This is a genomic window from Paenibacillus sp. 2TAB19 (assembly GCF_052115185.1).
Taxonomy (GTDB): domain Bacteria; phylum Bacillota; class Bacilli; order Paenibacillales; family Paenibacillaceae; genus Pristimantibacillus.
Genome location: NZ_JBFRGE010000055.1, coordinates 31,264 through 45,123 on the forward strand (window position 1 = coordinate 31,264; position 13,860 = coordinate 45,123).

Genomic DNA, 13,860 nt, shown 5'->3' on the forward strand with positions numbered 1-13,860 from the left:
AGGATGGCGGATCACGGGAAAAAAATTTCTTTATGGGTGCTTGCGTGGCCTATTTTTATTGAGTTGTTTTTACAGTTTTTGCTTGGAGCGGCGGATACGCTCATGGTCAGCCGAATATCGGATGATGCGGTAGCGGTTGTCGGTTTCTCCAATCAGTTATTTCAAGCGGTAACGACGCTGCTTGTGACGGTAGCAAGCGGGGCGGGTATTTTGATCGCTCAGAAGCTTGGCGCCCGCCAAGCCGGCGATGCGAGGACGATCGGCATCATGTCGGTAACGGTCAGCGCGGGTATCGGAATATTGCTCAGTGTTATGTTATACACTTTTCCGACGGAGATTGCTGCAATGCTGAAGCTGCCTGACACGCTGCTTCCGCTTGCTCAGACTTATATATCGATTGTGGGCGGGGGCATGGTTCTTGTGGCGCTTATGTCCTCGCTGAGTACGGCGATTCGCAACACGGGCAACACCAAAGGGCCGATGTACATTGCGATTGGCATGAATGTGGTCCATGTTATTCTCAACTATGGATTCATCTTCGGAGCACTTGGTTTACCGAAATGGGGCTTGCTCGGCGTAGCGGTATCAACGGTGGTCTGCCGACTGCTTGCGTCAATTGTGTTGTTCATTATGTTCCTGTATACATTCGAGCGCCGCATAGCGATTAGAGATTTCAAAACGTTCAACGGCAAGCTGTTTCAGGAGATATTGCGCATCGGCTGGCCGCTGGGCATCAATATGTTCTGCTGGGTGTTCACGCAACTGCTCATTTTCTCCTTCATAGCGATGCTTGGCACAAGTGAGCTGGCTGCAAGAACTTATATGAACACGCTTGAATCGTTTTGCTTCATGTTAGGTTATTCGATTGCGCTTGCCGTACAGATTCAGATCGCCCATCTGTTCGGTGCGGGCAAGATCAAAGAGGCTTATGGTACAGCTTATCGTGCGCTATGGATTGGGCTTGTTGTCGTCACCGTAAATGCTTTCGTCATTTATTTGTTCGGAAGGCACTTGCTTGGGCTATTCACGTCGAATGACGATATTATTGCGATCGGCGCATCGCTGCTTGGGATGAACCTGCTGCTGCAGCCGGGCAAAATGATGAATATGGCGCTTAGCAACTCCTTGAACGCGGTAGGGGATACACGCTATACGATGTGGCTGGCCGTCTTCTCCATGTGGCTGATCGCGACGGCGCTTGCTTATTGGGTGGGCATCGAGCTCGGCTGGGGATTAATCGGCATTTATGGCTGCATGATTCTCGACGAGTACGTTCGCGGCATCTTCTCGCTGTTTCGCTGGCGCGGACGCAAATATTTGCGAATGGCCGAACAGAGGGAAGCGGACAAAGCAGCTGCAGCCTCGGTCGTGCCTGCGATTAGAAAACAAGCCGCTCCCGGCGTATAATAGACATTAATAGATGATATAGATGATGCGAAGGGGAGAACGTCGCTTATGGCTACTGGTTTAGTAATGAATGAGAAAATAAGAGCATCCGAAGTGCAACTTACGGGACTGGACGGGGAGAATCTCGGCGTTATGTCGAGAGATGAGGCGCTGGCGCTCGCTCGCGAGCTTAAAGTCGATCTTGTGTGCACGTCGCTTATGAGCAGTCCGCCGCCCTGCAAGCTCGTCGGCAGAGGGCAAGCGAAGCAGCAGCAGAGCAAGGATGCCCGCGCGGGGCGCGTGAAGGAGCAGCCTGCGAAGGTGAAGGAGCTTCGTTTGACGCCGCATATCGAAGAGCATGATTACGACACGAAGCTGCGCCAAGCGGAGAAGATGTTGCAAGCAGGGAATGCCGTACAGCTTGTCGTTCGTATACAAGGCAAAGAGGGCGCGCAGGCGAAAGCGCTGCTGGAGCGTCTTGTAACGGATTTGAAGACATCGGGCAAGAAACAATCAGGCATTCAAACCAGCGGCAAGCAAGCGCAGGTACAACTGCTCCCTGTATAGGGATAAGATATACACGATGCATACGAATCGAGAGTKAGGAGACTCATTGTTATATGAGGCAAAACTCATTGTTTAGAGCAGATTGGTGCAGTTGTACTGAATTAGTGAGTCAAACCTCATCCTTCGTGAAGTTAGGTTCATGGGGAGTGAGGTTTGGCTCACTATTTTGTTATGCAGACATGAAATGATGCCGAAGATATGAGGTTAGCTTCATACTTAATGAGCTTAACCTCATTATTGATGGGCAGCGGTAACTTATGTGAGTGTAGGGGATAATAAGGGGAGCGTGAAGCTTAGTAGGATGAGTGAAGCCGGATGTAAATAGGTTGACAGTATTGGAATCATTTAATATCATTTTTTAAAATATAGGAAGTATAAGTTTCACTCTTATCCTTATGCCTATATTTCACCGCGAAACGAATGCTGCACGCTGCCAGAGGACGCCGTTAGCCGTTTACGCTTGTGAAAATCATTATCAATTACATAAGCAATTATGCTTATTCGACAGAAAAGGAGTTTCCGATGCTTCGTAAATTTTTTGCCTATTATAAGCCGTATAAGAAGCTCTTCTTCATCGACTTTTTCTGTGCGGTGCTGCTAGCTGTCCTTGAGCTTATTTTTCCGCTTGCGGTCAGCTATGTCATCAACACGCTCCTGCCCGACGAGAATTGGGGTCTCATTGTAACGGCTTGCGCGGTGCTGCTCGTTGTATATGCGATTAATACGCTGCTTTCTTATGTGGTTACCTATTGGGGGCATATGCTTGGTATCAACATCGAGACGGATATGAGGAAGCAGCTGTTCGACCAAATTCAGAAGCTTAGCTTCCGTTTCTTCGACAATACGAAGACGGGTCATTTGATTTCTCGGATGACGAACGACTTGTTCGAGATTGGCGAGGTTGCGCATCATGGTCCGGAGGACATGTTCATTGCCGCTATGACGCTCATTGGCGCGTTCGGTATTATGCTCTTCATTAATCCAGAGCTCGCTGTCATTACGTTTATCATCGTACCGATCATTATATGGCTCGTGCTGCTGTTCAACGGCAAGATGACGAAAGCTGCGAATCGACTGTTCTCGGATATGGCCGACTTCAACGCGCGGGTCGAGGATACGGTCGGCGGCATTCGCGTCGTGCAGGCGTTCTCGAACGAGAAGCATGAGAGAAAGTTGTTCAAGGTGAACAACTTGCGTTTCCGCGAGACGAAGCTGATCTCGTACAAAATCATCGGCATGAACTCCTCCATCACGTATATGCTTATGCGTCTAGTTTCCGTATTCGTCTTGATCGCGGGAACATGGTATGTGTTGAAGGGCAGTCTGAATTATGGCGACTTTGTTGCGTTCGTTCTGTTGACGAATATTTTCTTCAAACCGATCGAGAAGATCAATGCCGTTATCGAGAGCTATCCAAAAGGTATCGCCGGTTTCAAGCGCTACACGGAGCTGATGGAGACCGAACCTGATATTGCGGATAAGGCTAATGCGGTTGAAGTGGATGGGCTGCAGGGAGATATCGTCTACCGTAACGTATCGTTTGGTTACGAAGGCGTAGCGAAGGTGCTGGAGCATATCGATCTTACGATTCGGGCCGGCGAGACGGTTGCTTTCGTTGGTCCGTCTGGCGCAGGGAAGACGACGCTTTGCAGCTTGCTGCCGAGGTTCTATGAGATCGATGGAGGCAGCATTTCCGTCGATGGGTACGACATTCAGGATATTAAGCTGGAATCGCTGCGCAAGCAGATCGGGATTGTGCAGCAGGATGTATTCCTGTTCGCGGGAACGATACGCGAGAACATCGCTTACGGCAAGCTCGGTGCATCGGATGAGCTGATCATGGAAGCGGCACGGCGCGCGAAGTTGGAAGAGTTCATTCAGTCGCAGAAGGATGGATTGGATACGGTTGTCGGGGAGCGCGGCGTGAAGCTGTCCGGCGGACAGAAGCAGCGTCTCGCCATTGCGCGGATGTTTTTGAAAAATCCGCCAATCCTCATTCTTGACGAAGCGACGTCAGCGCTGGATACCGAGACGGAAGCAGCAATTCAGCAGTCGCTGGCTGAGCTGTCCGTCGGCCGTACGACGCTCGTCATCGCTCATCGATTGGCAACGATCAAAAATGCGGATCGTATCGTCGTCGTCACCGAGGACGGCATCACCGAGCAAGGCCGTCACGACGAACTCGTGGAAGCGGGCGGCATCTACAGCCGCCTCCACAAAGCGCAGTTCGGCGGTGCAGGCGTAGGCGCCAGGTAACGATCAAAAAGGCAGTTCCAACCGGTCATTGACCGCGTAGGAACTGCCTTTTTTTGATTGTGAGCATACGGCGGGACTGCTGAGCGAATAGAGCTAGAAAACAGCTCTATTCAAAAAATCTGGGTGTGTTAGGGGCCGATAGAGATAGAATGTATCTCTATCGCTAAGGGAAAGCGACGAATGTRAGCATACGGAGGGGCAACTGAACGGAATAGAGCTAATAAACAGCTTTATTCAACAAATCGGGGTGTGTTAGGGGCAGATAGAGATAGAAAGTATCTCTATCTGCAGGGGAGAGCGGCGAATGTGAGCATGCGGCGGGTCAGCTGAGCAGAATAGAGCTAATAAACAGCTCTATTCAACAAATCTAGGTGTGCTAGAGGCAGATAGAGATAGAAAGCATCTCTATCGGCAAGGGATTGCGGCGAATGTGAGCATACGGCGGGTCAGCTGAGCAGAATAGGGCTAGAAAACAGCTCTATTCAACAAATTGTGGTGTGTTAGGGGCAGATAGAGATAGAAAGTATCTCTATCGGCAAGGGAGAGCGGCGAATGTGAGCATACGGCGGGGCTATTGAGCGGAATAGAGCTAGAAAACAGCTCTATTCAACAAACCGGGGTGTGTTAGAGGCAGATAGAGATAGAAAGTATCTCTATCGGCAAGGGATTGCGGCGAATGTGAGCATACGGCGGGTCAGCTGAGCGGAATAGAGCTAGAAACAGCTCTATTCAACAAATCGAGGTGTGTTAGGGGCAGATAGAGATAGAAAGTATCTCTATCTGTAAGGGAGAGTGGCGAAATTGAGCATACGGCGGGTCAGCTGAGCGGAATAGAGCTAGAAAACAGCTCTATTCAACAAATCGGGGTGTGTTAGGGGCAGATAGAGATAGAAAGTATCTCTATCGCTAAGGGAAGGTAGCGAATGTGAGCATACTACACAAGCACAAAGAAGAGGCAGGCGCGGCAGTCATCCTGACCTGTCGCACCTGCCTCGTTACTTACCCGTTGCCGCCTTGCGGGGCAGGCGGGTCGGGCTCTTTCACGAGCTTCCGCTTCTCCCAGCGGAATATCATATTCAGCCCTTTATAGATGAGCTTAGACTCCTTCGTTAGCAGCGGGCCTAATATGGCTAGGATCAGCACATATAGCGCAGCGAACGGCTGCAGCAGCTCCATCAAGCCGCCGGCTTTGCCCAGATTAGCCATAATGATCGAGAACTCGCCGCGCGACACAATCGTTAGTCCGATGTTGGACGATGCCTTAGGCGACAGTCCAGCGCTCTTGCCTGCGAACATGCCTGCAACGAAGTTGCCGAGCAGCGTAATGCCGACAGCGCCGAGCGACAGCCATACCGCGCCGCCGAGTGCGAGCGGGTCGATCGTGAGACCGAAGCTGAAGAAGAACAAAGCGCCGAAGAAGTCGCGGAACGGCAAAATCATATGCTCGATCCGTTTCATATGCGTCGTCTCCGCTAATACTAACCCGACGAGCAACGCGCCGATCGCTTCTGCGACATGAATCGTCTCGGAGAAACCGGCGACAAGGAACAAGAAGCCGAAGACGAGCAATAGGAATAATTCGTTGGAGCGAATATTGAACAGCTTGTTAAGCAGCGGGGCAGCCTTCCTGCCAATAATGAGGAATAACAACATGAATCCAAGCGCATAAGAGGCCGAGAGCAACACACCGCCAAGCGACGAAGAGTCGCTGAGCACAAGACCCGACAATACGGATATATACACCGCGAGGAAAATATCCTCGAACATAATGATCCCGAGAATCATCTCTGTCTCCGGGTTCGCCGTCCGTTTTAAGTCGACGAGCACCTTGGCTACGATTGCGCTGGATGAGATGGTCGTTATACCTGCAATGACCATCGTTTCCTCGATAGGAAAGTCGTTAACCCATCCGAACAATAAGCCGAGTGAAAAGTTGATTAAAATATAGATCGTTCCGCCAACCGCGATCGCTTTGCCAGACTTCATGAGTCGACCAACCGAGAACTCGAGACCTAGATAAAATAACAGGAAGAGCACGCCGAGGCGCCCCATGAATTCAATTAATTCAGCGCTGTGAATGAATCTGAAGTCTAGTATGCCGAAGTGAGGCGCATGAGGGCCGACAGCCATACCGATCAATATATAAAAAGGAATAACCGAAAAACGAATTTTTGAAGCTAACAGCCCGACCAAGGCGATGAGTATAACGGCGAGACCGATCTCCAGCACCATGTGGTCCATAATTAACGACTCCCGTTTTGGAGCATGAGCTTAAGCTGTTTAAGGTTCTGCCGTTCACCAGCCACAATAAGGGTCGAGTCTGCTTTGAAAACATAGTCGGGACCTGGATTAATATGCTTAGCTTCTTTCTCGACGGCAGCAATAATCGTTGCCCCGGTCGTTTGGCGAATATCCGCCTCGCCGATCGTTTTGCCGATGCAAGCGGCGTTTGGCTCGATTTTGTACCATTCGATCGTTAGATCATCCAGTGCTACTTCAATCGTTTCGAGTGCCTTCGGCTTGTAAGTCATTCCGCCGATAATAGCGGCAATCTGACGAGCTTCTTCATCCTCAAGCGTTACCATGGAGATGCTGTCATCCGGATCCTCATAGTCAAAATGGTACATTTCACGTCGGCCGTCATCATGAATGATAATGACGAACTTATCGCCTCCGCGCGTAATAATCTGGTATTTGCGTCCGATTCCAGGCAAATCAGATTCTCTAATATTCATTGGGTTTGCCTCCTCATTTTTTTGTAGTTTGTACCAAAAAAATGGGTTCTAACCAATGTAGACCGATGTATATTTAATAGGCTTAAGCAGTAAACGCTTCAAGCGCTGCAGGATGGTCAGACTTAAGGGGGATAAATAAGCGGGCCGTCCCAATAAGACGGCAAGTGATACCTTATAAGCCGCGGGCTTGCGGCGAATAGGCTGAAGCAGCTTGCTTGGGGAGCGCCCGTTCAGAGCAGCGCAGGTCGTTGCGCGGGCAACAGGATTGAACCGGCTGGAGCCGGCCGTCAACTCGAAGTTGTTGCCTGCTTGGTAAGCAAACAGTGCAGTGAGCAGCAGTGGCAAAATAATAAGCAGGTTAAAGAACCGTTTGCGAAACGCGGGTCTTTGGTTGTGCTTCATGCTTATCGTCAATCTCATCTGCTCACCTCCTGCGGCTATATTTATAAGTATATCTTATAAATGACCAAAATCATAGACAATTCCATTTTTTTGTTGGTCGAATAGGTGAACAATTCAAGGCTTATAACCGTGGGATCAATTAGCAACTATATTTTTGCTATTAATCAGCGAACCGGCATTTCCGATATGATAGAATGAATGAAAGTTTTCAATAGAATAGAGCATAACAGAGAGAGGTTGATTGGGATGGGAGCAACAGTGAAGGAGCTGTCGCCGCTTGTGCATGCGCTTGATCTTAAGCCGCATGTCGAAGGCGGATGGTACAAGGAAATTTGGAAAGCTAATTTTGAAATTCCGCAGCAGGTGCTCGGCGCTCCGTATTCGGGACCGCGTTTTGCCGCATCGTCGATTTATTTCTTGCTGCATCCTGAGGAGTTCTCGGACTGGCATACGGTTTACTCCGACGAAGTATGGTTCTGGCATTCGGGAAGCCCGTTGCTGCTCACGCTTGGCGGAACAGAAGCTGACCCGCATACCCGTAAGGAAATTATTGTGGGCCCGGACATTTCCGCAGGACATCAACCACAGGCGCTTGTGCCGGCTAACGAATGGCAGATGGCGAGAGCGCTCGGCGACGAGCCGGTACTCGTATCTTGCGTCGTTGCGCCAGGCTTCCACTATGATGATTTCCGTCTGATCAAAAAATAGGCTCGCTCCAATAAATAAGAGCTTCGCGCGTGGCATAATGCCCGGTCGCGAAGCTCTTATTTTTATTATTCGTTTTGCCGCAGCGAATTAATGAACAGCTCGATTAAGGCGGGATCCCACTGTGTTCCCTTGCCTTCCTTCAGAATCGCTAGGGCGTGCTCGCGAGTCATTCCTTTACGGTACGGCCGATCCGATGTCATCGCATCGAAAGCGTCGGCAATGGCAATAACTCGGCCAAGCAGAGGAATGTGCTCTCCTGCGAGCCCGTCGGGATAACCGCGTCCGTCATAGCGTTCATGATGGGAGCGTACGCCCGGAAGCAGATCGGCCATCGCGTCCGCAGGCTCAATCTGCTTCAATATATTTTCGCCCAGTCCCGGGTGTGCCTTAATCTGATTAAACTCCTCGTCCGTTAGCTTGCCATCCTTCAACAGCACCGAGTCACGAATGCCGATTTTGCCGATGTCATGAAGCAGAGCCGACTTGCGCAGCAGTTCAATCTCGGTTTGCGGCCAGCCAGCCTGCTCGCCGATCGCGACGGAATATTCGGCAACGCGTTCCGAATGACCCGCGGTATAGGTGTCGCGCGCGTCAAGCGCGGCAGCAAGCGTGAAGAAGTAGCTTTGGTGAAGCTGCTTATTACGCTCATCCCTCTCCTGCAGACCTTCGATCATATGGTTGAAGCCTGCGACCAGCTTCGAAAATTCATCGGAATGAATATCTTCCGCGCGGGTGTCGTAATGGCCGTTCTGCACGGCAATCATCGCAGCTTGGAGCTTGTGGATCGGATCCTCAATATTGCGAGATAGGAGCGAGGCGCCGAACAAGGAGAAGAAGACGCCGATAACAAGAATGATACCGGCCCATTGCCAATAGGCGGAGGTGCCCCCGCCGTCCAGTCCTTCAAGCCTGATCTGAGCCGCAAGACTATGCAAGAGCAGTGGAAGCGTACCGATTAAAAAAGCGCTTAGCAGAAACTTCGTGCGAATCGAAGCAAATACTTGGCCGCCGAGGGTCAGATCCTGCCCATAGAGTGCTACATGTTTGTTGCGCATATAGGTGACAACAGGTCGAATAGCCCGTGCGGTCAGGAAAAATTCAATCATGGCATGCATACTGGCAACGAGCAGCGCGCCAACGGAAGCAAGTCCGATATAATAATAAGGGAACGAGAGCCATTCCATTTGGATGAAAATATAGCTCATTGCAATAGCCGGCACCGATATGCCGAGCAGATGAGGTCCGAAAGTCCGCTTCAGCGACAGTACCGGAAAGCGGTGCGTTTGTATATAAGCTTTGCGAAGCTGCTCCGCTGTTGGCTGATCGGACAGGAAAGCGACTTGAATCGGCTTTGCATGCCGATAGAATACGAACAGCTCGCAGGCAAGCATAATGAGCAAAGAAGCGAATAAGATGACGCCGAGCACGAAGCCTTCGCCTTGGGGCAGCTTAAGCGTGGAGAAAATGATGATGCCCCCGACTCCGAGCACGGCGACGGTCGATCCAAATACATAGTTGTAGACGAGCTGGAGGAGGAAAGCACGATATACGCTTGCGGGAGTTTGTTGGTGCGGATCTAGTTGCTTCAATGGGATCATTCCTCTTTTCACAGCTTCATGATATAGTTCCTATTACCTATATTAACAATCGGCATATGGAGAGCGGAATTGAAGTTCATTTCCATGTACATACATGGGTATATTTTACATATGGTTATATAATTTAGCGGATTGCGGTTGCGACCAAAATTAGCTAAAATAGGTATAGTTCCTTTTTGATAGAGTCATAGATTACGAACGAATTGTTCGATTATGCCAATAGCAAACCATTTGAAAGAGTGGGACGCAAAGTCTGGAGTCTACAGCGCCTAAGGCGCTATGATCGTCCGACCGCCATGAATCTCGTATTCGTGTGCGGTCTTTTTTATTTTTTTTGATAGGGAGGGTATATCATGAGAAAAGCATTTCGTAAGAGCGCATCACTAGTCGTGACTGGGGTCATCGTCTTCGGCATTCTATGCAACGCTTTTGTATTTGGAGCAGGCGGAGGCAACAGCTCTGTGCTCGGTACGGCAGGCAGTTACAACGTGTTCATGCTCGGTGACTTTAAGCTGTATTACGAGCAAGTCGAAGGTGGACTGGCGGCCGGAGGAGATATTGATATAACCGGATTTGGCGTCAATCGAGCGAATGCATCGGGAGACATTGGCTTAGTGGCGGGCGGAGAACTGAAGTTCACGAATGGTCAAATTGATTATGGCGATGCCTACTACGGAACGCTTCATTCAACATCGGCCTTCACGCTCGTAAGAGGCAATAAGCATCAAGGGGCACCTATCGATTTTGAAGCAGAAGCTGAATATTTGTTGAATTTGTCCGCTGAGCTGGCAGCTTTGCCGACCAACGGCACAACAAGCAAAGATCAATACAATTCGAATAAAACGACTTTAAAGGGAACAGACCCTCAGCTCAATGTATTTACAGTAGGGTATGATCTGAATGAGGTATGGCTGGACGTTCCAAATGGCTCGACAGTGATTATTAACGTTACGGGTGCGACTCGATCAATGGGGTGGCAAGGTTATTTTGGCTTTGACGATAAAGACCGCCAATCTAAAATATTGTTTAACTTCCCGGATGCTACGGCGCTGACGCTCGGCAATAGTGGGGTCAAGGGCAGTCTATTAGCGCCACAGGCTGATATTACGGCAACGAGCGGCAATATCGACGGCATATTAGTAGGAGCTTCGCTCACGAAAGGCAGAATTCAGCCGCATTGGGTACCTTTCGAGGGGGAGATACCGCTAGCGACGCCAACACCTAGCCCGTCGGCGACGCCTTCTCCGACACCGACACCGACAGTAACACCGTCGGCGACGCCGATACCAACGCCGACAGCGACACCGTCGGAGACACCGACAGCAACACCGACACCAACGCCGACAGCAACACCGTCGGAAACGCCGACACCAACGCCGACAGCAACACCGTCGGAGACGCCGACACCAACGCCGTCAGCGACACCGTCGGAGACGCCGACGGCAACACCGTCGGAGACACCGACAGCAACACCAACGGCAACACCGTCGGAGACGCCGACACCAACGCCGACAGCGACACCGTCGGAGACACCGACAGCGACGCCGACGGCAACACCGACACCGACGGCAACTCCATCGGAGACGCCGACAGCAACACCGACGGCAACGCCGACAGCGACACCAACGGCGACGCCAACGTCGACACCAGTCGTAACGCCATCACCGGCGCCGACGCCGATGCCGACGGGAACTCCGATACCGGAGGCAACGGTTACTCCTGAGCCTACAGTGTCACCTGATCCAACGCCGACGCCTTCCGATGAAGTGATTATTGATGAAGAAGAAGTGCCGGGAGGCTCACCGGATGAAGGCGGAGCGCCTGAAGATGGCGAGGAGCAAACTACGGATGACGAAGAAGTAACGGTAGACGATGAAGAAATAGGCTTAGGGACACCGGAAGATGGTTCAGTGGATGTTGATACATTGCCTAAGACAGGCGATAGCAGCACCATGCCGTTCTACATGGCTGGATTGGTAATCGTAATGCTAGGATTTCTGATCCGCTTTTCTGCACAGAAGAAATAAGAGCAACGACTAATAATTAAAGGGCTGTTCCTTAAGCGGTTATCCGCTCGTGGAACAGCCCTTTGCATTTGTATAAGCTACATTATGAAGGCAATATGATCTTTTGACCCGGGAAGATGAGGTCTGCATTCGTTAACTTATTAAGATCGCGAAGCACCTGCCATGTCGTTCCGTATTTCTTAGCAATCGCCCATAGCGTATCGCCTTTTACAACGATGTAGGCCGAGGCTGCAGGCTCGGGTTTTGGTTCAGGCTTAGGTTCTGGTTTCGGTTCAGGTTGCTCGGGCTCGGGCTTCGGCTCGGGTTCAGGGGAAGGAGTGGCGGGTTTCACTCCTTCCTTAATGCGTCCCTCAATGGTTGGATTTGCTTTGCCAAGCTTCTGAATATAAGCGATGAGCGCTTCATCCAGCGCGCCGTACATGCCGGCTTGCGGATACTTGCCGAACATGGTGTACTCATCGCCGCCCGCAGCTATGAAGTCATTCGTGGCAAGGGTGTATGTCGCGGCTTCATCCAATGGTTTGCCGCCGATTGTGACGGAATGAACGCGCTCCCCTTTGACTGCTTCCTTGTCGATTTTGAAAGCGGCGCCGGACACTTGCGGGAAAGCGCCCTTCGGATTCGGATAATCAGAGACGCCGTTCTCGAGCGCGGCTTTGATATCTGCGCCGGTTACTTTGAGCGTCACGATCTGATTCCCGAACGGCAGAACGGTAATGACTTCGCCTTTCGTAATCGGGCCAGCATCGATAGAAGCGCGAATCCCTCCGCCGTTCGTAAGCGCAACATCAGCTCCCGAGATGTCGGCCAAAGCGTCGGCAACCAGGTTGCCAAGGTTCGTCTCGCTTGCGCGTACTTTCTCCCTTGCGCCTTCAAGAGCAACGGACGATTCGCCAACTTGCTCTGCGAGAATCGTCTCTTGGCTCTTCAGCGTGGCTGCAACAAGCTCAGCGACTTCGGCGTTCGGCGTGATTTCCGCTGCCTCGGCTTGGTTGATAAGCGTCGCTTGCTTCTTAACGACAGCACCATTCTCGACCCAAAAGTCAACGACGCCGACGTATTTCGTATACTCGCCCGCGCTGACAATCAGTGTGCCATTGTCGCCTACAAGGCCGTCTTCAAGAACGGTATGACTGTGTCCATCGACAAAGATATCGATGCCCGCTACGGCTTTGACGACCCGAAGACTCGTGTCATAGCTGGACTTGTCCTGTCCGAGGTGGCCGACCGCAATGATGACGTCGGTCTTGTCCTTTAGCTCATCGACAATAGCTTGCGCTTCCGATGCGGAGTCGGTGAAGTGAAGCCCCGCCACGTTCTTCGGATGCGTCTTGTACACCGTCTCTGAAGTCGAAAGACCGAAGATGCCGATCTTTACGCCGTCAATTTCTTTGATGATATACGGCTCGAAGACCCGTTTGGCGCCTAGTCCTTTGATATTGGCGCTCAGCATTGGAAACTTCAGCTTGCCGGCAAGCTCGATCAATCTCGCCGAGCCATAATTGAATTCATGGTTGCCTGGCACCATAGCGTCATAGCCCATCTTGTTCATCGCGGCTACGACACTTTCGCCGTTGACCAAAGTAGCGAAGGTCGTGCCGTGAATGGCATCTCCGGCATCAATGGCCAATGTATTCGGATTTTTGCTCTTGTAGTAATCGATTATGCCGGCCACCTTGGCGAAACCCATCTCGCCACTCGTGGCCTCGACGGCACGAGCGTGCATGTCGTTCGTGTGCAGCAGCGTGATATGTTTCCCTGTCTGTTCCGTCGCATCCTCTGCCGCAGCGCTGCCCATAAGTCCAAGCACCAAGGCGCTGGCGAGCAATGCTGACGTCAACCATTTGAACCTTTTACGCATGATTTGCTCAATCCTCCATATCTATATATTTGGTTAAAGCCCACCAGTAATATTCTACATTTTCCCACTAATTCCTTTTATATTATCAGAAAATTCTGATCTAAAACTCACTCGAAGTTCGCGGCGGTGTAGGCAGAATAGGCTGTGAAATGCAGTCTATTGGCACAAACATAGACTACATGAGGGGYAAYAAGCTGTGAAATGCAGCTTAAGAATGGTGAGAACGACGATGGTGGAGGGAGCGGGCGGCGGTGTAGAAAGAATAGGCTGTGAAATACAGCTTATCGGCACAAACATAGGCTACTTGAGGGGTAATAAGC

General features: G+C 51.0%; 10 protein-coding genes and 1 riboswitch. Of the genes, 5 read left to right on the plus strand and 5 right to left on the minus strand.

The genetic code is table 11. From position 1 onward, the window contains the following. Positions 1 to 3 precede the first annotated feature (3 nt). From AB4Z33_RS21665 to AB4Z33_RS21675, 3 genes are all read left to right on the plus strand, one after another. The gene (locus AB4Z33_RS21665; protein WP_442051887.1) at positions 4 to 1,407 is read left to right on the plus strand and encodes an MATE family efflux transporter; all 1,404 of its coding nucleotides are present in this window, start codon (positions 4 to 6) and stop codon (positions 1,405 to 1,407) included. Positions 1,408 to 1,455: 48 nt separating this feature from the next. Beyond that, complete coding sequence (gene infC / locus AB4Z33_RS21670; protein WP_442051878.1) at positions 1,456 to 1,953, plus strand: translation initiation factor IF-3; 498 nt, start codon at positions 1,456 to 1,458, stop codon at positions 1,951 to 1,953. Between the two features lie 522 nt (positions 1,954 to 2,475). Next, entirely contained in the window at positions 2,476 to 4,209 is a 1,734-nt protein-coding gene (locus AB4Z33_RS21675) for an ABC transporter ATP-binding protein (protein ID WP_442051879.1), read from the plus strand. A gap of 999 nt (positions 4,210 to 5,208) precedes the next feature. On the opposite strand, the gene AB4Z33_RS21680 is transcribed toward AB4Z33_RS21675, so the two are convergent. From AB4Z33_RS21680 to AB4Z33_RS21690, 3 genes are read right to left on the minus strand one after another with little or no spacing between them, the layout of a single operon-like run. After that, a complete protein-coding gene (locus tag AB4Z33_RS21680; RefSeq protein WP_442051880.1) occupies positions 5,209 to 6,450 on the minus strand; it encodes a cation:proton antiporter in 1,242 nt (413 codons plus the stop codon). Positions 6,451 to 6,452: 2 nt separating this feature from the next. Further along, positions 6,453 to 6,944, minus strand: coding sequence for a cation:proton antiporter regulatory subunit (locus AB4Z33_RS21685; protein WP_442051881.1), 492 nt, complete (start codon positions 6,942 to 6,944; stop codon positions 6,453 to 6,455). A gap of 48 nt (positions 6,945 to 6,992) precedes the next feature. Next, a complete protein-coding gene (locus AB4Z33_RS21690) occupies positions 6,993 to 7,364 on the minus strand; it encodes a hypothetical protein (RefSeq protein WP_442051882.1) in 372 nt (123 codons plus the stop codon). A 228-nt stretch (positions 7,365 to 7,592) separates the two neighbouring features. Here AB4Z33_RS21690 and AB4Z33_RS21695 point away from each other — a divergent pair, with 228 nt between their 5' ends. Beyond that, complete coding sequence (locus AB4Z33_RS21695) at positions 7,593 to 8,054, plus strand: cupin domain-containing protein (RefSeq protein ID WP_442051883.1); 462 nt, start codon at positions 7,593 to 7,595, stop codon at positions 8,052 to 8,054. A 65-nt stretch (positions 8,055 to 8,119) separates the two neighbouring features. Here AB4Z33_RS21695 and AB4Z33_RS21700 read toward each other — a convergent pair whose 3' ends face one another. After that, the gene (locus tag AB4Z33_RS21700) at positions 8,120 to 9,643 is read right to left on the minus strand and encodes an HD-GYP domain-containing protein (protein ID WP_442051884.1); all 1,524 of its coding nucleotides are present in this window, start codon (positions 9,641 to 9,643) and stop codon (positions 8,120 to 8,122) included. A 220-nt stretch (positions 9,644 to 9,863) separates the two neighbouring features. After that, positions 9,864 to 9,951: riboswitch (cyclic di-GMP riboswitch) on the plus strand. A 54-nt stretch (positions 9,952 to 10,005) separates the two neighbouring features. Here AB4Z33_RS21700 and AB4Z33_RS21705 point away from each other — a divergent pair. Continuing rightward, positions 10,006 to 11,679 carry a choice-of-anchor A family protein gene (locus AB4Z33_RS21705; protein ID WP_442051885.1) on the plus strand — a complete coding sequence of 558 codons (1,674 nt, stop codon included), beginning with the start codon at positions 10,006 to 10,008 and terminating at the stop codon, positions 11,677 to 11,679. A gap of 82 nt (positions 11,680 to 11,761) precedes the next feature. Here the strand turns inward: AB4Z33_RS21705 and AB4Z33_RS21710 are convergent, their stop codons facing one another. Next, positions 11,762 to 13,540 (minus strand): 5'-nucleotidase C-terminal domain-containing protein, encoded by a 1,779-nt coding sequence (locus tag AB4Z33_RS21710; RefSeq protein WP_442051886.1) that lies wholly within the window; start codon positions 13,538 to 13,540, stop codon positions 11,762 to 11,764. Positions 13,541 to 13,860: the final 320 nt, after the last annotated feature.

What these genes read in the sequence shown, in the direction of transcription:
- AB4Z33_RS21695 (WP_442051883.1), top strand. Translation starts at nt 7,593, where the DNA reads ATGGGAGCAACAGTGAAGGAGCTGTCGCCGCTTGTGCATGCGCTTGAT.
- AB4Z33_RS21675 (WP_442051879.1), top strand. Translation starts at nt 2,476, where the DNA reads ATGCTTCGTAAATTTTTTGCCTATTATAAGCCGTATAAGAAGCTCTTC.
- AB4Z33_RS21710 (WP_442051886.1), bottom strand. Translation starts at nt 13,540, where the DNA reads ATGCGTAAAAGGTTCAAATGGTTGACGTCAGCATTGCTCGCCAGCGCC.
- infC (WP_442051878.1), top strand. Translation starts at nt 1,456, where the DNA reads ATGGCTACTGGTTTAGTAATGAATGAGAAAATAAGAGCATCCGAAGTG.
- AB4Z33_RS21690 (WP_442051882.1), bottom strand. Translation starts at nt 7,364, where the DNA reads ATGAGATTGACGATAAGCATGAAGCACAACCAAAGACCCGCGTTTCGC.
- AB4Z33_RS21685 (WP_442051881.1), bottom strand. Translation starts at nt 6,944, where the DNA reads ATGAATATTAGAGAATCTGATTTGCCTGGAATCGGACGCAAATACCAG.
- AB4Z33_RS21705 (WP_442051885.1), top strand. Translation starts at nt 10,006, where the DNA reads ATGAGAAAAGCATTTCGTAAGAGCGCATCACTAGTCGTGACTGGGGTC.
- AB4Z33_RS21680 (WP_442051880.1), bottom strand. Translation starts at nt 6,450, where the DNA reads ATGGACCACATGGTGCTGGAGATCGGTCTCGCCGTTATACTCATCGCC.
- AB4Z33_RS21665 (WP_442051887.1), top strand. Translation starts at nt 4, where the DNA reads ATGGCGGATCACGGGAAAAAAATTTCTTTATGGGTGCTTGCGTGGCCT.